Origin of the sequence: Methylobacterium sp. Leaf118, from assembly GCF_920984675.1 — a bacterium.
Classification (GTDB): domain Bacteria; phylum Pseudomonadota; class Alphaproteobacteria; order Rhizobiales; family Beijerinckiaceae; genus Methylobacterium.
The window spans coordinates 22297-41038 of the sequence record NZ_CAKLBV010000045.1 but is presented as its reverse complement, the minus strand read 5'-3'; the positions used below and the strand labels follow the sequence as shown (position 1 = coordinate 41038).

General features: G+C 70.6%; 27 protein-coding genes and 1 pseudogene. 20 read left to right on the top strand and 8 right to left on the bottom strand.

What is annotated here, in order from left to right:
• From tuf to rpsQ, 12 genes and pseudogenes are all read left to right on the top strand, one after another.
• Positions 1-123: pseudogene (gene tuf / locus LW587_RS17360) on the top strand (elongation factor Tu); the annotation flags it as partial.
• An 86-nt stretch (positions 124-209) separates the two neighbouring features.
• Positions 210-518 carry a 30S ribosomal protein S10 gene (gene rpsJ, locus LW587_RS17355; RefSeq protein WP_003597088.1) on the top strand — a complete coding sequence of 103 codons (309 nt, stop codon included), beginning with the start codon at positions 210-212 and terminating at the stop codon, positions 516-518.
• Positions 519-569: 51 nt separating this feature from the next.
• On the top strand, positions 570-1313 hold the full coding sequence (rplC, locus tag LW587_RS17350; protein WP_232630845.1) for a 50S ribosomal protein L3: 744 nt from the start codon (positions 570-572) through the stop codon (positions 1311-1313).
• The gene (gene rplD, locus LW587_RS17345) at positions 1313-1933 is read left to right on the top strand and encodes a 50S ribosomal protein L4 (RefSeq protein WP_232630844.1); all 621 of its coding nucleotides are present in this window, start codon (positions 1313-1315) and stop codon (positions 1931-1933) included. Before rplC ends, rplD begins: the two co-directional genes overlap by 1 nt.
• On the top strand, positions 1930-2226 hold the full coding sequence (locus tag LW587_RS17340) for a 50S ribosomal protein L23 (RefSeq protein WP_232630843.1): 297 nt from the start codon (positions 1930-1932) through the stop codon (positions 2224-2226). The genes rplD and LW587_RS17340 overlap by 4 nt, the downstream gene beginning before the upstream one ends.
• A 25-nt stretch (positions 2227-2251) precedes the next feature.
• Positions 2252-3088 carry a 50S ribosomal protein L2 gene (rplB, locus tag LW587_RS17335; protein WP_232630842.1) on the top strand — a complete coding sequence of 279 codons (837 nt, stop codon included), beginning with the start codon at positions 2252-2254 and terminating at the stop codon, positions 3086-3088.
• 5 nt (positions 3089-3093) lie between these two features.
• A complete protein-coding gene (rpsS, locus tag LW587_RS17330) occupies positions 3094-3372 on the top strand; it encodes a 30S ribosomal protein S19 (protein ID WP_003597098.1) in 279 nt (92 codons plus the stop codon).
• A 1-nt stretch (position 3373) separates the two neighbouring features.
• Entirely contained in the window at positions 3374-3757 is a 384-nt protein-coding gene (gene rplV, locus LW587_RS17325; protein ID WP_056247407.1) for a 50S ribosomal protein L22, read from the top strand.
• An 11-nt stretch (positions 3758-3768) separates the two neighbouring features.
• Positions 3769-4515, top strand: a complete 747-nt coding sequence (gene rpsC, locus LW587_RS17320; protein ID WP_017485511.1) for a 30S ribosomal protein S3 — start codon at positions 3769-3771, stop codon at positions 4513-4515.
• A gap of 31 nt (positions 4516-4546) precedes the next feature.
• Positions 4547-4960: a 50S ribosomal protein L16 gene (gene rplP, locus LW587_RS17315; RefSeq protein ID WP_232630841.1), complete on the top strand. Its 414-nt coding sequence runs from the start codon at positions 4547-4549 to the stop codon at positions 4958-4960.
• Positions 4961-4972: 12 nt separating this feature from the next.
• Entirely contained in the window at positions 4973-5188 is a 216-nt protein-coding gene (gene rpmC, locus LW587_RS17310) for a 50S ribosomal protein L29 (protein ID WP_232630840.1), read from the top strand.
• Positions 5189-5199: 11 nt separating this feature from the next.
• Complete coding sequence (gene rpsQ, locus LW587_RS17305) at positions 5200-5472, top strand: 30S ribosomal protein S17 (RefSeq protein WP_232630839.1); 273 nt, start codon at positions 5200-5202, stop codon at positions 5470-5472.
• A 111-nt stretch (positions 5473-5583) separates the two neighbouring features.
• On the opposite strand, the gene LW587_RS17300 is transcribed toward rpsQ, so the two are convergent.
• On the bottom strand, positions 5584-6360 hold the full coding sequence (locus LW587_RS17300; protein WP_232630838.1) for a cobalamin-binding protein: 777 nt from the start codon (positions 6358-6360) through the stop codon (positions 5584-5586).
• Between the two features lie 16 nt (positions 6361-6376).
• Positions 6377-6898, bottom strand: a complete 522-nt coding sequence (locus LW587_RS17295; RefSeq protein WP_232630837.1) for a DedA family protein — start codon at positions 6896-6898, stop codon at positions 6377-6379.
• 120 nt (positions 6899-7018) lie between these two features.
• On the opposite strand from LW587_RS17295, the gene pdxY reads away from it, so the two are divergent.
• From pdxY to LW587_RS17280, 3 genes are read left to right on the top strand one after another with little or no spacing between them, the layout of a single operon-like run.
• Complete coding sequence (gene pdxY / locus LW587_RS17290; RefSeq protein WP_232630836.1) at positions 7019-7870, top strand: pyridoxal kinase PdxY; 852 nt, start codon at positions 7019-7021, stop codon at positions 7868-7870.
• Positions 7871-7916: 46 nt separating this feature from the next.
• Positions 7917-8861, top strand: coding sequence for a PhzF family phenazine biosynthesis protein (locus LW587_RS17285; protein ID WP_232630835.1), 945 nt, complete (start codon positions 7917-7919; stop codon positions 8859-8861).
• Positions 8851-9585: an NUDIX hydrolase gene (locus LW587_RS17280; RefSeq protein WP_232630834.1), complete on the top strand. Its 735-nt coding sequence runs from the start codon at positions 8851-8853 to the stop codon at positions 9583-9585. The genes LW587_RS17285 and LW587_RS17280 overlap by 11 nt, the downstream gene beginning before the upstream one ends.
• Before the next feature lie 19 nt (positions 9586-9604).
• Here the strand turns inward: LW587_RS17280 and LW587_RS17275 are convergent, their stop codons facing one another.
• The gene (locus LW587_RS17275; RefSeq protein WP_232630848.1) at positions 9605-9835 is read right to left on the bottom strand and encodes a hypothetical protein; all 231 of its coding nucleotides are present in this window, start codon (positions 9833-9835) and stop codon (positions 9605-9607) included.
• A 201-nt stretch (positions 9836-10036) separates the two neighbouring features.
• Between LW587_RS17275 and LW587_RS17270 the strand changes: the two genes are divergently transcribed.
• Together LW587_RS17270 and LW587_RS17265 are read left to right on the top strand one after the other, a co-directional pair.
• A complete protein-coding gene (locus LW587_RS17270) occupies positions 10037-10768 on the top strand; it encodes a class I SAM-dependent methyltransferase (RefSeq protein ID WP_232630833.1) in 732 nt (243 codons plus the stop codon).
• Between the two features lie 74 nt (positions 10769-10842).
• On the top strand, positions 10843-11637 hold the full coding sequence (locus LW587_RS17265) for a bestrophin-like domain (RefSeq protein WP_232630832.1): 795 nt from the start codon (positions 10843-10845) through the stop codon (positions 11635-11637).
• A gap of 38 nt (positions 11638-11675) precedes the next feature.
• Here the strand turns inward: LW587_RS17265 and rimM are convergent, their stop codons facing one another.
• From rimM to LW587_RS17240, 5 genes are all read right to left on the bottom strand, one after another.
• The gene (rimM, locus tag LW587_RS17260) at positions 11676-12347 is read right to left on the bottom strand and encodes a ribosome maturation factor RimM (protein WP_232630831.1); all 672 of its coding nucleotides are present in this window, start codon (positions 12345-12347) and stop codon (positions 11676-11678) included.
• A gap of 79 nt (positions 12348-12426) precedes the next feature.
• On the bottom strand, positions 12427-12789 hold the full coding sequence (gene rpsP / locus LW587_RS17255) for a 30S ribosomal protein S16 (protein ID WP_232630830.1): 363 nt from the start codon (positions 12787-12789) through the stop codon (positions 12427-12429).
• Complete coding sequence (locus tag LW587_RS17250) at positions 12789-13124, bottom strand: chorismate mutase (protein ID WP_232630829.1); 336 nt, start codon at positions 13122-13124, stop codon at positions 12789-12791. Before LW587_RS17250 ends, rpsP begins: the two co-directional genes overlap by 1 nt.
• Entirely contained in the window at positions 13121-14683 is a 1563-nt protein-coding gene (gene ffh, locus LW587_RS17245; protein WP_232630828.1) for a signal recognition particle protein, read from the bottom strand. Before ffh ends, LW587_RS17250 begins: the two co-directional genes overlap by 4 nt.
• A gap of 18 nt (positions 14684-14701) precedes the next feature.
• Positions 14702-14923 carry a glutathione S-transferase gene (locus LW587_RS17240; RefSeq protein WP_232630827.1) on the bottom strand — a complete coding sequence of 74 codons (222 nt, stop codon included), beginning with the start codon at positions 14921-14923 and terminating at the stop codon, positions 14702-14704.
• A gap of 306 nt (positions 14924-15229) precedes the next feature.
• Between LW587_RS17240 and LW587_RS17235 the strand changes: the two genes are divergently transcribed.
• The 3 genes from LW587_RS17235 (at position 15230) to LW587_RS17225 (ending at position 18281) form a co-directional block, all read left to right on the top strand.
• A complete protein-coding gene (locus LW587_RS17235; protein ID WP_232630826.1) occupies positions 15230-15682 on the top strand; it encodes a hypothetical protein in 453 nt (150 codons plus the stop codon).
• Between the two features lie 379 nt (positions 15683-16061).
• On the top strand, positions 16062-17144 hold the full coding sequence (locus LW587_RS17230) for an aromatic ring-hydroxylating oxygenase subunit alpha (RefSeq protein WP_232630825.1): 1083 nt from the start codon (positions 16062-16064) through the stop codon (positions 17142-17144).
• 75 nt (positions 17145-17219) lie between these two features.
• A complete protein-coding gene (locus LW587_RS17225; RefSeq protein ID WP_232630824.1) occupies positions 17220-18281 on the top strand; it encodes an MBL fold metallo-hydrolase in 1062 nt (353 codons plus the stop codon).
• Positions 18282-18742 lie beyond the last annotated feature (461 nt).

The following is an 18742-nucleotide window of genomic DNA, read 5'->3' as shown; positions in this document are numbered from 1 at the left end:
GACAACGTGACCATGGACGTCGTGCTGATCGTGCCGGTGGCCATGGAAGAGAAGCTGCGCTTCGCCATCCGCGAGGGTGGACGCACCGTCGGTGCCGGCGTCGTCGCCGCCATCAACGACTAACCGCCACCGCAAGGCATCATCGTCAGGGGACGTAAGAGGGGCGGGCCCTCGCGCCCGCTCCGCAACGTTTCCGCCGAGGTCAGGTCATGAACGGTCAGAACATCCGCATTCGCCTCAAGGCGTTCGATCACCGCATCCTCGATGCGTCGACCAAGGAGATCGTCTCCACGGCGCGTCGCACCGGGGCGCAGATCCGGGGCCCGATCCCGCTGCCGACCCATATCGAGAAGTTCACGGTCAACCGCTCGCCCCACATCGACAAGAAGTCGCGCGAGCAGTTCGAGATGCGCACGCACAAGCGGGTGCTGGATATCGTCGACCCGACGCCGCAGACCGTGGACGCGCTGATGAAGCTCGACCTCGCCGCTGGCGTGGACGTGGAGATCAAGCTCTGAGCCCGCGTGGGGCTTAGAGCTTACCGTTTCATCGCGCGAGGAGAGTGACCTATGCGCTCAGGCGTCATCGCACGGAAGGTCGGCATGACCCGCGTCTTTACGGACGCTGGGGAACACGTGCCCGTGACCGTGCTCCAGATCGATCAGTGCCAGGTTGTGGCACACCGCACCACCGAGAAGGACGGCTACGTCGCCCTCCAGGTGGGCGTCGGCAAGGCCAAGGTGAAGAACGTGTCGGCCGCCGAGCGCGGTCGCTTCGCGGTCGCCAAGGTCGAGCCCAAGAAGAAGCTCGCCGAGTTCCGCGTGTCCGAGGACGCGCTGATCCCGGTGGGTGCCGAGATCACCGCGGACCACTTCATCCCGGGCCAGTTCGTCGACGTGACGGGCACCAGCTCGGGTAAGGGCTTCGCCGGCGGCATGAAGCGCTGGAATTTCGGCGGCCTGCGCGCCACCCACGGCGTGTCGATCTCGCACCGTTCGATCGGTTCGACCGGCGGCCGTCAGGATCCGGGCAAGACCTTCAAGAACAAGAAGATGCCGGGCCATATGGGCGTCGAGCGCGTCACGACCCAGAACCTCAAGGTCGTCCGCACCGATCCGGAGCGCGGTCTGATCCTGGTCGAGGGCGCCGTCCCCGGCGTCGCCGGCGGCTGGATCCAGATTCGCGATGCCGTCAAGCGCAAGCTGCCGGCCGAGGTGCCGCTGCCGGGCAAGTTCCGCGAGAACGGCTCCGCGAACGGATCGGCCCAGACCGAAGCGCCGGCTGAGGCTCCTGCGTCCGAGGAGAACGCGTGATGAAACTCGATATCACCACGCTCGACGGCGGCACCGCCGGCTCGGTCGAGCTCAACGAGGCGATCTACGGCCTCGAGCCGCGCGCCGACATCCTGCACCGCATGGTGCGCTACCAGCTCGCCAAGCGGCGCGCCGGCACGCACGCGGTGAAGAACCGCTCGGACGTCGATCGCACCTCGAAGAAGCTGTACAAGCAGAAGGGCACCGGCAACGCCCGCCACGGCGCCGCTTCCGCCCCGCAGTTCCGCGGCGGCGGCCGGGCCTTCGGTCCGGTGGTGCGCGACCACGGCCACGATCTTCCCAAGAAGGTCCGGGCCCTGGCGCTCAAGCACGCGCTCTCGGCCAAGGCCAAGGCGTCGACCCTGATCGTCGTGGACGACATCAAGATCGACAGCCACAAGACCAAGGCCATGGTCGAGCGGCTGGGCAAGCTCGGCTGGTCGAGCGCGCTGATCATCGGCGGCCCGGAGGTCGATGAGAATTTCGGCCGCGCCGCCCGCTCCGTTCCGAAGATCGACGTGCTGCCCGTCCAGGGCATCAACGTCTACGACATCCTGCGCCGCGACACGCTTGTGCTCACGCGCGCTGCCGTCGATGCGCTGGAGGAGCGTTTCAAATGAGTGCCGATCCGCGCCACTACGACGTGATCGTCTCCCCGGTCATCACCGAGAAGGCGACCAACCTCACCGAGCAGAACAAGGTCGTCTTCCGGGTCGCCCCGAAGGCCACCAAGCCGCAGATCAAGGAAGCGGTTGAGCGTCTGTTCGACGTCAAGGTCAAGGGCGTCAACACGCTCACGACCAAGGGCAAGAAGAAGTTCTTCCGCGGGCAGCGCGGGCAGCGTTCGGACGTGAAGAAGGCGATCGTGACCCTCGCCGAGGGTGATTCGATCGACGTCACGACCGGCCTCTGAGACTTGAAGCGTTAGGATCAAGCCGATGGCCTTGAAGACATTCAAACCGGTCACGCCGAGCCTGCGCCAGCTCGTGCTCGTCGACCGCCGTGAGCTCTACAAGGGCAAGCCGGTGAAGGCGCTGACCGAGGGCAAGAGCTCCTCGGGCGGCCGCAACAACCTGGGCCGCATCACCGTCCGCTTCCGCGGCGGCGGTCACAAGCGGGTCCTGCGCAACGTCGACTTCAAGCGTCGCGAGAACCTCAACGTGGCGGCGACGGTCGAGCGGATCGAGTACGATCCGAACCGCACGGCCTTCATCGCCCTCATCACCTTCCCGGAGGGCAAGCAGAGCTACATCCTGGCTCCGCAGCGCCTCTCCCCGGGCGACAAGGTGGTGGCCGGCGAGAGCGTCGACATCAAGCCGGGCAATGCCGGCCCGATCGGATCGATGCCGGTGGGCACCATCGTCCACAACGTCGAGCTGAAGATCGGCAAGGGCGGCGCGATCGCCCGCTCGGCGGGCAACTACGCCCAGATCGTCGGCCGCGATCAGGGCTACGTGACGCTGCGCCTGAACTCGGGCGAGCAGCGCCTCGTGCACGGTCAGTGCTTCGCGAGCGTCGGTGCGGTCTCGAACCCGGACCACATGAACATCTCGCTCGGCAAGGCCGGTCGCAACCGCTGGCTCGGTAAGCGCCCGCATGTCCGCGGCGTCGCGATGAACCCGGTCGACCATCCGCACGGCGGCGGCGAGGGTCGCACCTCGGGCGGCCGGAACCCGGTCACGCCCTGGGGCGTGCCCACCAAGGGGAAGAAGACCCGGTCCAACAAGCGGACCGACACCTTCATCCTGTCCAGCCGCCATAACCGCAAGAAGTAACAGCCATGGCACGTTCCCTCTGGAAAGGGCCGTTCGTCGACGGCTACCTCCTCAAGAAGGCCGACGCCGCCCGCGGCGGCAGCCGCAACGAGGTCGTCAAGATCTGGAGCCGCCGCTCCACGATCCTTCCGCAGTTCGTGGGCATCACCTTCGGTGTGCACAACGGACACAAGCATATCCCGGTCTACGTCACCGAAGAGATGGTCGGTCACAAGTTCGGCGAGTTCTCGCCGACCCGCACCTTCCCCGGTCACGCGGCCGACAAGAAGGCGAAGAGGCGCTGAGATGGGCAAAGCTGCCACCCCCCGCGCGCTCCCCGAGAACGAGGCGAAGGCCGTCGCGCGGATGCTCCGCGTGTCGCCCCAGAAGCTCAACCTCGTGGCGGCGCTGATCCGCGGCAAGAAGGTCGAGTCGGCGCTCGCCGACCTCGAGTTCTCCCGCAAGCGCATCGCCCGCGATGTGAAGAAGTGCCTCGAGAGCGCGATCGCCAACGCCGAGAACAACCACGACCTCGACGTGGACGATCTCGTCGTCTCCCAGGCCTTCGTCGGCAAGGCGCTGGTGCTCAAGCGCTTCCACGCCCGTGCCCGCGGTCGCGGCGCGCGCATCCTGAAGCCCTTCTCGAACCTCACGATCGTGGTTCGCGAAGTGCGCGCTGAAGCGGCCTGAGGAGTATCCCCATGGGTCAGAAGATCAATCCGATCGGCCTGCGTCTCGGCATCAACCGGACCTGGGATTCCCGCTGGTTCGCCGAGAAGGGCGAGTATGCCAAGCTGATGCACGAGGACGTGGCGATCCGCGCCGCCCTCATGAAGCAGCTCAAGCAGGCCGCCGTCTCCAAGATCGTCATCGAGCGCCCGCACCGGAAGTGCCGCGTCACCATCCACTCGGGCCGTCCGGGCGTGGTGATCGGCAAGAAGGGCGCGGACATCGAGAAGCTGCGCAAGCTCGTCGGCACGATGACCAAGGCCGACGTGACCATCAACATCGTCGAGGTGCGCAAGCCCGAGGTCGATGCCACGCTGGTCGCGGAGTCCATCGCGCAGCAGCTCGAGCGCCGTGTCGCCTTCCGTCGCGCCATGAAGCGCGCCGTGCAGTCGGCCATGCGCCTGGGCGCCGAGGGCATCCGCATCAACTGCGCGGGCCGTCTCGGCGGTGCCGAGATCGCGCGGACCGAATGGTACCGCGAGGGTCGCGTTCCGCTGCACACCCTGCGTGCGGACGTCGATTACGGCACCGCCACCGCCTTCACGACCTACGGCACCTGCGGCATCAAGGTGTGGGTGTTCAAGGGCGAGATCCTCGAGCACGACCCGATGGCTCAGGACAAGAAGGCCCAGGAAGAGGGCGGCCGTTCCGGCGGGCGCCGCGAGCGTGACGGCGACGACCGCGGGGGCCGTGGCCGCCGCGATCACGCCAACGCGTGACCCGGCCACCCGGAGGAATTGAGAGGCTGCCATGCTGCAACCCAAGAAGACCAAGTTCCGTAAGCAGTTCAAGGGGCGCATCCATGGCGCGGCCAAGGGCGGCTTTGAGCTGAACTTCGGCCAGTTCGGCCTCAAGTGCCTGGAGCCCGAGCGGATCACCGCGCGGCAGATCGAGGCGGCCCGCCGCGCGATCACCCGCGAGATGAAGCGTCAGGGCCGCGTGTGGATCCGGGTGTTCCCGGATCTGCCCGTGACCGCGAAGCCCACCGAAGTCCGCATGGGCTCCGGCAAGGGTGCCCCCGAGTTCTGGGCGGCCCGCGTGCATCCGGGCCGCATCATGTTCGAGGTCGACGGTGTCGCCGAGGACATCGCCCGCGAGGCCCTGCGCCTCGGTGCCGCGAAGCTGCCGGTGCGCACCCGCGTCATCCAGCGCATCGCTGATTGATAGGAAGAGATCATGAAGTCCGAACAGAGACTGTCTGATCTGCGCGCTCTGTCGGCGGATCAGCTTTCCGACGAGCTCGTCAACCTGAAGAAGGAGCAGTTCAACCTGCGCTTCCAGGGCGCGACGGGCCAGCTCGAGAACGTCGCCCGCGTCCGTGAGGTTCGCCGCGACATCGCCCGTGTCCGCACGCTGCAGCGTCAGAAGACGCTCGGCGCGGCCAAGGCCTGAAGGAGTAACTCATGCCCAAGCGCGTCCTTCAGGGTGTCGTCGTCAGCGACAAGACCGACAAGACCATCGTCGTGAAGGTGGAGCGTCGCTTCACCCACCCGGTGATGAAAAAGACGGTTCGCCGCTCGAAGAACTACCATGCCCATGACGAGGCCAATGCGGCCAAGATCGGGCAGACGGTGTTCATCGAGGAGTCCCGCCCCTATTCCAAGACCAAGACCTGGAAGCTGGTCGAGGATCAGGCGGCTGCGGCGGAAGCCGCCGGCACCGGCGTCGAGGCCTGAGGCCTCCGCACCGACCCCTCCGTTCGATCCGATCCACGCGGCGCGGGCCCTCCCGCGCCGCGTCGTCGTTTGGGCGCCTGCTTTTTCGGCCCGGTCCCGGCGTCCGCCGCCTCAGGCGAGGGCCGCGCGGATCGCGTCGAACCCGTCCGTGAGCGCCGCCGGCCCCGGCTGCAGGATGAGCGGCGACTTGATCTCGTGGATGCGCCCCTCAGCCACCGCCGGGATCGCCTCCCAGCCCGGCCGGGCGCGGATGCGCGCCACGTTGACCCGCTTGCCGCACCAGGAGGCGAGGATCACCTCGGGGGCGGCGGCGATCACCTGCTCGGGCGTGACGATGCGGCCCGCCGCGCCCTGCGCCCGGCTCACCGCCGCGAACACGTCCTCGCCGCCGGCATAGCCGATCAGGTCGGAGACCCAGCCGATCCCGGCGATCATCGGCGTGTCCCATTCCTCGAAATACACCCGCGTCCGCTGGTGGCCCGCGCCGGCGGCGGCCGCCGCGGCGAGGCGGGACTCGTAGGAGCAGGCGAGGGCCTCGGCCCGCGCCCCGGCGCCGACCAGGGCCCCCAGCGTGCGGATCATCGCGAGGCAGCCGGCCACGTCGCGCTGGTTGAACAGGTGGACGGCGATTCCGGCCCGGGCGAGATCGGCGACGATGCCGGCCTGGAGGTCGGAGAAGGCGAGCACGAGGTCGGGGGCGAGCGCCAGGATCTTCGGCAGGTCAGCGCTCGTGAAGGCCGAGACCCGCGGCTTCTCCCGCCGGACCTGGGGCGGGCGCACCGCGTAGCCCGAGACCCCGACGATGCGGTGGTCCTCGCCCAGCAGATACAGGGTCTCGACCGTCTCCTCCGTCAGGCAGACGATCCGCTCGGGCGGGAAGCGACGCATGCCGGGCGCGTTGGTGTCAGTGCTTGAGCCAGGCCAGCAGCCCCGCGCCGGGGGCCAGCATCACGAAGGCCCAGACGAAGGCGGAAGACCAGTTGGCGATCTGGAAGGGGAGGCGGTTGACGCCGAACGAGCCGGCCACCAGCGGGACCACCGCGCGGGCCGGACCGATGAACCGCCCGATCGCCACGGCGCCCGCGCCCCAGCGCCGAAGGAAGTCCTCGGCCCGGTCGGTCATCTCGGGATAGCGGCGCATCGGCCAGAAGCGTCGCACGTCGTTCTTGAAATAGTGGCCGGCCTCGTAGGAGACCCAATCGCCCAGACCCGCGCCGATGCCCGCCCCGATCACCATGGGCCAGAACGGCAGGTCGCTGGAGCCGATCAGCGCGCCGATCCCGAGCAGGATGAAGGTCGCCGGCACGAGCAGCGACAGGAAGGCGAGGGATTCGCAGAATGCGATCACCCCCGTCACCAGGGGCGCCCAGGCCCGGTGCGCCTCGATGAAGGCCAGCACGGACTGCTTGATCGTCTCGAAATCCATGCTGTCTCCGGAAGCGGCGATGCCTCATCTGGCGAAGAGGGCCTATGGCGGCAAGGGTGCGGGATGCGCGGCCCGGCCGATGCGGTATGAAAGCGGGGCACGCGGACATCCGGGAGCGTCATGAAGGTCCTGTCGATCCAGTCGCATGTCGCCTACGGCCATGTCGGTAACGCCTCCGCGGTCTTCCCGATGCAACGGCTCGGGGTCGAGGTCTGGCCGGTGCACACCGTGCAGTTCTCCAACCACACCGGCTACGGGACGTGGCGCGGCCGGGTCTTCGACGGGCCGGCGGTCGAGGAGGTGGTGCAGGGCGTGGCCGAGCGCGGTGCGCTCCGAGACTGCGACGCGGTGCTCTCCGGCTATATGGGCTCGGCCGATATCGGCACGGCGATCCTGCGGGCGGTCGCGGCGGTGCGGGCGGCCAACGCCGCGGCGGTCTATTGCTGCGACCCCGTCATCGGCGACACCCATGCGGGCGTCTATGTGCGCCCCGGCATCGCCGATTTCATGCGCGCCCAGGCGGTGCCCGCGGCCGACATCCTCACCCCGAACCAGTTCGAGCTGGATCTGATCGCCGGCCGGGCGACCGACACGCTGGAGGGCGCCAAGGCCGCCGTCGCGGCGGTGCAGGCGCTGGGGCCGCGGGTCGTGCTCGTCACCTCGCTGGCCACCGCCGAGACGCCTTCTGACGCCATCGACATGCTGGCCGGGGAGGGGGGCACGTTCTGGCGGGTGCGCACGCCGCGCCTCGACCTGAAGGCGGTCTCGGGGGCGGGCGATGCGGTCGCCGCGCTCTACCTCGTGCATTACCTGCGCACCCGCTCGGCGGCCCTGGCGCTGGGCATGGCCGCCGCCTCGATCCACGGCCTCCTGCGCCGCACGGCGGAGGCCGGCGCGGAGGAATTGCTGACCGTGGCGGCGCAGGAGGAGTTCGTCGCTCCGACCCGCGCCTTCCCGGTCGAGGCCGTCTGACCCAGAGCCCGAGACACCCGCTCCCCTCGTCCGGAAAGGAAGCCCGATGCCGCAACGCCGCTTCGCGACCCTCGACGTGTTCACCGACACGGCGCTCGCCGGAAACCCGCTCGCCGTCGTGCTCGACGCCGACGGGCTCGACGACGCGGCGATGCAGGCCATCGCCCGGGAGTTCAACCTCTCCGAGACCGTGTTCGTGGCCCCCCCGGCGGAGAGCCGACACCGGGCGGCCTTGCGGATCTTCACCCCGGCCCGCGAATTGCCGTTTGCCGGCCATCCGACGATCGGCACGGCCATCCTCCTGGCCCTGCACGACCGGGCGGCGGCGGAGCGGGCGGAGCGGGGCCTCGCCGACGCCGTCGCCTTCGGGCTGGAGGAGCGGATCGGCATCGTGGCCTGCGCGGTCGAGATCGGGGCGGACGGGCGCTCGGGCCACGCCCGGTTCAAGCTGCCGGTGATGCCGACCTATCTCGGCGCGGCGCCGGAGGCCGGGGCACTCGCCGAGGCGCTGGGCCTCAAGCCCCAGGAGATCGGCTTCCACCGTCACCAGCCGAGCCGGCACGGGGTGGGCCCGGCCTTCACCTTCGTGCCGCTGGCGAGCCGCGACGCCCTCGACCGGGCGCGGCTCGACGATGCGGGGCTGAGCCGGCTCTTCCCCCCGGAGACCTTCGAGGCGGCCGACGCGCTCTACCTCTATGCCCTCGATCCCGAGGGGCTCGGGCGGCAGTACCAGGCCAGGATGTTCGCCCCGCGGCTCGGCATGCCCGAGGATCCGGCCACCGGCGGCGCGGCGGCGGCCTTCGCGGGCGTCCTGATGCAGTTCGAGCCGCTGGGCAACGGCGAGCACGACGTGCTGATCCGGCAGGGTGTCGCCATGGGCCGACCGAGCGCGATCAGCCTCCAGCTCGTCGTCGCCGAAGGGGCGTTGCGCTCTGTCGAGATCGGCGGGGCCGCCGTGCGGGTGAGCGAGGGCGTGCTGCATGTCGATTGAGGCGGCCGACATCCTGTCGGCGCCGGGCTTCGCGCGGATTGCGCTCGGGCGGATCACCGCCCGGCTGGTGAGCCACGATTGGGCCTGGGCGCGGGACCATGCGGAGGCCATCGAGCGCCACTGGCAGCGGCGGCGCGCACGGACCCCGGGCCTGTTCGACGGCCCGGTCTACCTCGCCTCCGGCTGCCGCGTCGCGGACGCGGCCTGCGAGGCCGAGCTGTTCGAGGTGCGCTACTCGCGCTTCCTCGCGTTTCGCGACGCGGGCGGGCCCGATGCCGGCGTGGCCAACGCCTTCGCGGCGATCGTGCCGCACAGCGCCGACGGCGCGGTGGTGCTCGGCGTGATGGGCCCGCACACCGCCAATGCCGGCCAGATCTACTTCCCCTGCGGCACGCCCGATCCGGGCGATCTGCGCGCCGACGGCACCATCGACCTCCCCGGCAGCGCCGTCCGCGAATTTCACGAGGAGACCGGCCTGTCCCTGCCGGAGGGGGCGGCGGAGGAATGGGTCCTGCTGCGCGGCGACGGCCAGCTCGCCTTCCTGCGCCCGGTCCGCTTCGACCGCGACGCCGCCGATCTCAAGGCCCGCATCGAAGTGCACCGGGGCCATGACGACGCGCCGGAACTCGCCCGCAGCGTCGTCGTCCGCTCCCGCGCCGAGATCGACCCGAGCCGGATGCCGGGCTTCGTGCAGGCCTATCTGGCGAGCGTCTTCGCGGCGTGAGGGGCCGCGCCGCGCGGCCTCAGCGGTAGCCGTAGCGGCTCTTGGCGGCGGCGAGCAGGCGCAGAGCCTCGGCCCCGCGGCCGGCGGCGCAGGCGGCGGAGGCCTTGTCGAGATCGGCGCCGAAGCGCTTGCCCACCGCCTCCGAGAGGTCGCCGGTCCGCACGTCGCCCTCGACGATGGTCTGCATCTGCTCGATGGTCGGACCACAGCCGGCACCGGCCGGCGGGGCCGCGACGGCGGCGGCGGGCATCAGGAGCAGGGCGGCGGCGAGGAGGGCGAATCGGCAGGTCACGGGCAGGGTCTCCGGGGAGCCGGCGGCACTGGGGGCTTCGCGCAACGGCGAAGCTTGCCGCCGGTTTGTGCGATGCGAACCGCGTTCGGTCAATCCGGGCGCCCGGTCGGTCGTGTCGCGCCCCGGCACGTTCGCCGCCGCTGCGCGTTGCCCGCGGGCATGATCCGCGCCCTCGCCGCCCTTCTCCTCCTGTCGCTGCCCGCCGGGGCCGCCGAGCCGCTCGGGCCACCGGGGGCGCCGGCCGAACGCTTCCCGAAGCCCGACCGGCCGGTGGCCGAGATCGTGGCGGCGCAATGGGCGGACGACCGGATGCGGGACCGGGCCGACGAGGTCGGGCAGGTCGTCCGCCTGATGCGGATCGCGCCGGGCCAGACGGTGGCGGATATCGGCGCGGGCAACGGCTACTCCGTGCTCCGCCTCAGCCCCCGCGTCGGCGCGCAGGGCCGCATCCTCGCCCAGGACATCACGCCGGACTACCTCGCCGACCTGGAGGCGCGGGTGCGGGCGAAGGGGCTCGCCAACGTCACCGTGGTGCGGGGCGAGGCGCACGACCCGCGGCTGCCGCCGCGCGCCCTCGACGCGGCCGTGCTGGTCCACATGTATCACGAGATCGCCCAGCCCTTCGGCCTGCTGTGGAATCTCGCCGGCGCGATGAAGCCCGGCGGACGGGTCGGCATCGTGGACGCCGACGCGATTCCCTCGCGCCACGGCACCCCGCCGACACTCCTGCGCTGCGAACTCGCCGCCGTCGGCTACCGCGAGATCTCGATGACCCCGCTGAAGGGCGGCGTCGGCTATCTCGCGGTGTTCGAGGCGCCCGATCCCGACCGCCGGCCGGCCCCCGAGGCGATCCGCCCCTGCCGGGACGCGGCGACGCGGGGCGGGCGGTGAGGGGCCTTTACCGAATCGGAGGGGTTGGTCCCACAGGCTGAGCCCGCGCGTCCTTCTGCCGGTCGGTCCCCTCAATGATCCTCGGATTCTGGCTCGAACAGCCGGTCTGGCTGATGTTTGCCCTGCTGACCGCGGGCTTCCTCGGCGTCTGCCTCGTGCTGAGCCTGCTGGCCAACCTGCCGGGGACGCGAGCGGCCGGGCGTGTCCTCGCCACCGGAATCGTACCGCCTTACATCGGCGTCGTCGCGGTGCTCCTCGCGCTGCTGACGGGCTTCGTCGCCAACGATGCCTGGGAGCGCCAGCGTCAGGCCGGCCGGGTGGTGCAGAGCGAGCGCGCCCACGCGCTTGCCGTCTACGATCTCAGCATCGCCTCGACCCCGGACATGAGCGCCCTGCGCGGTCTGCTCGCGGCCTATCTCGACGCCGTGGTGCGGGAGGAATGGCCGTCCATGGCGGAGACGGGCGCCTCCTCCTCCGTGGCCGGCCGCGCCCTCGGGCAATTGCTCCAGGCGGCGGCGGACCCGCGCATCGCCGTGGAGGCCGGGCAGGCGACCCATGCGGCCCTGCTGGAGGCGGTGATGCAGCTCCGCTCGGCCCGGAGCGAACGCCTCGCCCTCAGCGCCTCCCACAGCGACGAGAGCAAGTGGTTGACCCTGATGGCGCTGGCCGTGCTGACGCTGATCTCGATCGCCCTGGTCCATTGGGAGCGCCCGCCCGCCCAGGCGGCGACGCTGGTGCTGTTCTCCACGGCGATGATCGTCACCTTCGGGGTGATCGGCCTGCACGAGCGCCCCTTCGACGGCCCCCTGGCGATGTCGTCCGAACCGATCCGGCTGGCCCGCATCGCCATGGTGTCCGGGGAGCGCTGAGGCCCCGCGCCGCGGCGGGGTCCGGCGTCTGCGGCCGCTCAGCCCGGATCGTCGGTGGGTTTCGGCCCCGGTGGAGCGAACAGATCCTCCGGCGGGTCGGCGACGACCTTGCCGCCAGCGATGTCCAGATTTGGCACGAAGGCCTTGGTGAAGGGCAGCAACGCCGTCGGACCGCCGGCGGCGGGCCGGACCTCGAGCAGGTCGCCACCGCCGTAATTCGGGACCGCGACGATGGTGCCGATCAACGTCCCGGCCGCGTCCTCGACGGACAGGCCGATGAGGTCGGTCAGGAAGAACTCGTCCTCGTCCGCGGCCTCGCCGAGGCGCGCGCGGGAGACCGCGAGGGTGAGGCGGTTCAGCGCTTCCACGCCGGTGCGGTCGGCGACGCCCTTGACCCGCACGATCAGCACGTCGGGCGCGCTGCCGGGGGCCGGCCGGGCCTCCTCGAGCTCGACCATGCGTCCGTCGGACAGGCGCAGCGGCCCGTACTCCGCGATGGCGGTGGGCTGTCCGGTATAGGATTTCAGGCGGATCTCGCCGTGCAGGCCGTGCGGACGGCCGAATTCGCCGAGCACAACGAGGTCGGGATCGGGGGAGGCGGGCGGGGCCGCCTTGGCCGTGGCGGGTTTGCGCGCCGAGGTCACGGCCTCGCGTCCCAACGGCTCGGGCCGGGCGGGTCCGCGGAAGGAGGCGCCGGGGCGGCGGGCCATAGGGAATGCCTCGACAGGAAGACCGCGGAAAAATCCCTCTCCCTCCGGCAAGCCGGAGGGGGAGGGGCGTTCGTGGCGCTTAGGCCGCGGCGTCCTCGGCCGGGGCGGCGGCCTTCTCGGCGCGCTTGGCGGCGCGCTCCTTGGACTTCTCGCCGGGCTCGGCCTTCTGCGGGTTGTTGCGCACGGTACGCTTGGCGAGGCCGGCGGCGTCGAGGAAGCGCAGGACGCGGTCCGTCGGCTGCGCGCCCTTGGCGAGCCAGGACTGGATCTTCTCGTTGTCGAGCACGATGCGGGCCGGATCGTCCTTGGCCTTCATCGGGTCGTAGGCGCCGACCTTGTCGATGAAGCGGCCGTCGCGCGGGGCGCGGGCATCGGCGACGACGATGCGGTAATAGGGGCGCTTCTTGGCGCCGCCGCGGGTGAGGCGGATCTTGAGGGACATCAGTCGTTCCTTTCGGTGTCGTGTGCGAGATCGGCGTTTTGCGCGATCGTCTGGTGGTGCCGGATCACTTCCTTGACCACGAAGGCCAAAAACTTCTCGGCGAAATCGGGGTCGAGCTTGGCCTCGACCGCGAGATTCCTCAGGCGTTTGACCTGACGCGCCTCCCGGTCCGGATCGGAGGGAGGCAGGCCCTTGCGGGCCTTCAGCTCGCCGACCCGCTGCGTGCAGCGGAAGCGCTCGGCGAGCAGATGGATCAGCGCGGCATCGAAATTGTCGATGCTATCGCGCAGGCGCGCGAGCTCGGGATCGACGCCCTGGGCGGACAAGATCGTCATTTCTTCCGGCCCGGCAGGAAGCCGCCGAGGCCCGGCAGCTTGGGTCCGCCGAGGCCCGGCAGGCCCGGCATCTTCCCGCCCCCCGCGGCGGGGGGCATCGGCGGCAGCTTGCCGCCGAATTGCTTCTCGATCTGCGCGATCTGCTCCGGCGTCGGCTCGGGCATGCCCGGCGGCAGGTTCATGCCCCCCGGCATTCCCCCCGGCATCCCGCCGCCCAGCCCGAACATGTTGCCGAGCGCCTGGCCGATGCCGCCGCGCTTGCCCGAGCCCAACGACTTCATCATGTCGGCCATGGTCCGGTGCATCTTGAGGAGCTTGTTGATCTCCTCGACCTTGACGCCGGCGCCCGCCGCAATGCGCTTCTTGCGCGAGTTCTTGAGGATGTCGGGGTTCTTGCGCTCCTGGGCCGTCATCGACGAGATGATCGCCCGCTGGCGCTTGAACATCTTCTCGTCGAGATTGGCGCCCTCGACCTGCTTCTTGATCTGCCCCATGCCGGGCAGCATCCCCATCAGGCCGCCGATGCCGCCCAACTTCTCCATCTGGGCGAGCTGCATCGACAGGTCTTCGAGGTCGAACTTGCCCTTCCGCATCTTCTCGGCGGTGCGCAGGGCCTGCTCGTGATCGATCGTCTCCGCGGCCTTCTCGACCAGCGAGACGATGTCGCCCATGCCGAGGATGCGGTTGGCCACCCGCTGGGGGTGGAACTCCTCGAGCGCGTCGACCTTCTCGCCGACGCCGACGAGCTTGATCGGCTTGCCCGTCACGGCGCGCATGGAGAGCGCCGCGCCGCCGCGGGAATCGCCGTCCATGCGGGTCAGCACGATGCCGGTGACGCCGAGGCGCTCGTCGAAGGCCCGGGCCGTGTTCACGGCGTCCTGGCCGGTGAGGGCGTCGGCCACCAGCAGGACTTCGTGGGGGTTGGTCGCCGCCTTCACCTCGGCGGCCTCGGTCATCAGGCCCTCGTCGACCGTGGTGCGGCCGGCGGTGTCGAGCATCACGACGTCGAAGCCGCCCAGCCGCGCCGCCTCCATGGCCCGCCGGGCGATCTGCACCGCCGACTGGCCGGCCACGATCGGCAGGCTCTCGACCTCGACCTGCTTGGCGAGGATCGCGAGCTGCTCCATCGCCGCCGGGCGGCGCGTGTCGAGGGAGGCGAGGAGCACGCGGCGCTTGTCGCGCTGGCTCAAGCGCCGGGCGATCTTGGCGGTGGTGGTCGTCTTGCCCGAGCCCTGGAGGCCGACCATCAGGATGGCGACCGGAGCGGGCGCGTTGAGGTCGACGACGCCGGCATCGGTGCCGAGCATCGCGATGAGCTCGTCGTTGACGATCTTCACGACCATCTGGCCGGGCGTCACCGACTTGAGCACGACGGCGCCCACCGCCTTCTCGCGCACCCGGTCGGTGAAGGAGCGCACCACCTCCAGGGCCACGTCCGCTTCGAGCAGCGCGCGGCGCACCTCGCGCAGGGCGGCGGTGACGTCCGCCTCGGTCAGCGCGCCACGGCGCGTCAGCCCGGAGAGAATGCCGGAGAGGCGATCGGAAAGGCCTTCGAACATGCGTCCCGTCAGCCCGTGCTACTGGTGGAGGCCGGCATTGGCCACGCGGCGCGCCCGGAGCGCGTCCTCGAAACTCGCGATCGCCCGCGCGAATTGGTCCCGGCACGCGGGATCGCAGAAGCCGACCACCGCGCCGTTGTAGAGCGTCAACGCGTCGGCCACGATCGGCTTGCCCGACCAGGGGCAGAGATCGTTGACCGCATCCTCGATGCGGAGGGGCGTCTCGTTCGCGGGCGCCATGGCAAAAGGCTCGCAAGGCAGTGGCTTCGGCGCATTCACGGCAACGACGAGCGCGCCCGAGGGCGCAGACGCGCTGTCGGACGTTGACCTCCGGCCTCTCGGACCGGTCGGCGGCTCTTCGCGACGATCGAAACGTCGAAATGGAGCCGCGGGCGATAGGCCCGATGGCGCGCCAAGTCAATCCCGGCCGAGGGCGCCCGTGCCGAAGGAGGACGGTGTTCGAACGGTTAAACTTTACCGTTCATTAAGCATGACAGGTCCAGATGAGCGCTCACGCACCGCATCAGGTGCCCGAGGACTGCTCCGATGTCGGAACCCGCGCGACAGACCCCGTCCCACGACTCCGCCCTCCGGACGCCCGGCCCTGCTGCCCCCCTGCGCGACTGGCTCGCCACGATGCTCGCCGCCGAAGCCCGGACGGTCGAGCCGCCGGTCGCAGCGCCGGTGGCTCCTGTGGCGCCCGAGCCCGAGATCCGCACCTGGGCGCCCCGCCTCGTCACCGCGGCGAAGCCGAGCGAGGATGCCGAGGACGAGCTGTCCGAGATCATGGCCGAGAACATGATGCTGAAGGCCCGGCTCCGGCTCGAGTCCGACCGGCGCGACGAGCTTCAGATCATCCTGGCCCAGGAAATCCGCGAGCTGCGGTCCCACATCGCCGAAGAGGTCGGCAAGATGGAAGACCTGCGGGCCGAGCGCGACCTGTGGCGTGCCCGTTGCGAGGCGTTGGCCGCCCCCCTGTTCCAGACCGCCACGCGCTGAGCGCGCGGGCCCGGTCCACACTCCGGGAAAAAGCGAAGGGCCGCTCCCTCGGGGGGAGCGGCCCTTCCATTGTCGAACCGGTCAGCTCGACGAAACCTGTCGTGATCCCGCGAATGCGTCAGACGCACACGCCGGAGGCAACGGTCCAGGTCTTGGTCGTCGGCGACGGCTGATGACAATGAGACACTGGATCACCTCCTTTCGTTGATGGCTGGGATCCCCAAGGTAGGGACGTTTTTCGGGCCGCGAAAGCCCCCGGCGGGATCATCGGCTGCGTTGTCTCGCCGCGGCGCACAAACAGGCGCGTCGCCGCCCGCTGGCACGCCGCGACCGGAGGGCCTAAACAGAGCGCCCGCCGCAACCGGGTGCTCCCGAAGCCATGTCCTCCGCCGCCGCCCCGCGCGCCTCCGACGACGTCCTCGACCCCAAAGCGATGCGCGAGCCGCTGTCCAACGCGTGGTACTGCGTGGGCCAAGCCGCCAGCATCGCGGGCGGCAGGATGCGCGCCGTGGCGCTCAACGGCGAGCAGGTGGTGGTGGGCCGGGGCCAGGACGGCGCCCTGTTCGCGCTGCGCGACCGCTGCCCCCATCGCGGCATGGCGCTCTCCAAGGGCATGTTCGACGGCGACACCCTGATGTGCCCGTTCCACGGCTGGCGCTTCGGCACCGACGGGCGCTGCCGCGACGTCCCGACCCTGTCCGAGCACGATGCCTCGGACTTCTCGCGCATCGTCGTCCAGCGCTTTCCCATTCGTGAGAGCGCAGGCTTCCTCTGGGTCAATCCGCATCTCGGCCCCTCCGACCCGGCCGCGGTGCCGGAGGTGCCCGCCCTGACCTTCGAGCCCGCGGGCTGCCTCGTGGTGGAATTGGAGGTCGAGGCCTCGTTCGATCTCACGACGCTCAGCCTCGTCGATCCCGGCCACGTGGCCTTCGTGCACGATTCCTGGTGGTTCCGCCCCTCGAAGGAGCTGCGCGAGAAGGTGAAGACCTTTCATCCGGTGCCGCACGGCTTCGTCATGTCGAGCCACGCGACGACGAAGAGTTCGCCGGTCTACCGGCTGCTCGGCGGGGTGCCGGAGGTCGAGATCGAGTTCCGCCTGCCGGGCGTGCGGCTGGAGCGGATCGCGGCGGGCGAGAAGCGGGTGGCGAACTACACCTACGCGACCCCGATGGGGGCCAACCGCACGATGCTGACCAACGCGCTCTACTGGAGCATGCCGGTCCTCAACCTGCTGAAGCCGCTCGCCCGGCCGCTGATGCGCCAGTTCCTGACCCAGGACCAGCAGGTGCTCCAGCACGCGCAGGACGGGCTCGACCGCAAGCCGACCATGGTCCTGCTCGGCCAGGGCGACCTGCCCTCGCAATGGTATTTCCGCTTGAAGCGCGAGGCGCTCGAAGCGGCCCGCGAGGGCCGGCCCTTCGCCAACCCGCTGACCCGGCAGGAACTGCGCTGGCGCTCGTGATCCGGGCGGACCGGCCGCCGCGTCATCGGGTCCGCGCGGCTTGACCGGGGACCGGTTCGGACCAATCTCGGCCATATGAAGAAGCGGGGCCTGCTCACGGTCGCCAGCGCGGCCACGATGATGACGCTGGGCGGCGTCGGCTACGCCGCGCGGCGGCGCGGCCGCAATCCCTATTACCAGGGCCCCAAGAGCGACCATTTCGACGGCTTGCGCTTCCACGCCCCGAATCAGCCGCCCGACAAGAACCTCTCGGATGTCGCCCGCTGGCGCATGACGGCGAAGCGGGAGGCATGGCCCGGCCGTGTCGCCAGCCCCTTTCCCGCCGACAAGCCGCCGGAGCGGGTCGATTGCCTGCGCGTCGTCCTGATCGGGCATGCGAGCTACCTGTTCCAGGTGGCCGGCCGCAACCTCCTGGTCGATCCGGTCTTCTCCCGGCGGGCGAGCCCGTTCCGCTTCGCGGGCCCCAAGCGCGTCAACCCGCCCGGGATCCGCTACGCCGACCTGCCGCCGATCGATGCGGTGCTGATCACCCACAACCATTACGACCATCTCGACGGGCCGAGCATGGCCCGGCTCTGGCAGGACCATCAGCCGCTGATCGTCGCCCCCCTGGGCAACGACGTGATCCTGCGCGGCTATGACGACACCATGCATGTCGAGACCCGCGACTGGGGCGAGTCGGTCGATCTCGGCGCGGGCATCACCGCCCACCTGACCCCCGCCCGGCACTGGTCGGCCCGCGGCCTCAACGACCGGCGCATGGCGCTCTGGTGCGCCTATCTGCTCACCACGCCCCGGGGCGTGCATTACCATGTCGGCGATACCGGCCTCGGCGACGGCGCGATCTTCCGCGAGATCCGCGCCCGGTTCGGCCCGCCGCGCCTCGCCACGCTGCCGATCGGCGCCTACGAGCCGCGCTGGTTCATGCAGCCCCAGCACATGAACCCGGCGGACGCGGTCGAGGCGTTCGGCCTGCTCGGCGCGGAGCGGGCCCTCGGCCATCACTGGGGCACCTTCCAGCTCACCGACGAGGGCGTCGAGCGGCCCGCCGAGGCCCTGGCCGCGGCGCTCGACGCGGCCGGGCTGCCCCCGGAGCGGTTCCTGGCCGTGCGGCCCGGTCAGGTCTGGGAAGGATAGGGGGTGGACCGGGGGCCGGCCGTCGCCTCGGCGCGACGCCGCGGCGCAGGGGGAGGGGGCCCCGTTCTCCTTTCAGGGCCAATCTCGGCGGCATTCGTCTTGGCCGGACTTGTCTTGGTGGCACTCGTCTTGGTGGCACTCGTCTTGGCCGAACCCGCCCGGGCCTTCGGCGGGCCGGGCGCGACCGTGGGGCTCCCCCTCGGCTCCCCCGACCCGTTCGGTGCCCTGACGGGACGCGCTCCGCCCGAGGCTGCGGCCGCCGGCCCCCCGGTGGCTGGGCCCGAGGTCGCCCCGCCTCAGCGCCACGTCCTGCGGAGGCCTCCGCCCGGCACGCGTGCCGTGACACGCCCCATGACACGCCCCATGACACGCCCCGCGACGCGACCGATGAAGAGCCCAGGCGCCGTGAGCGGGTGCGGACGCCGCCGTTGACCGTCTCGCCCCGCCCCGCCATCAAGCGG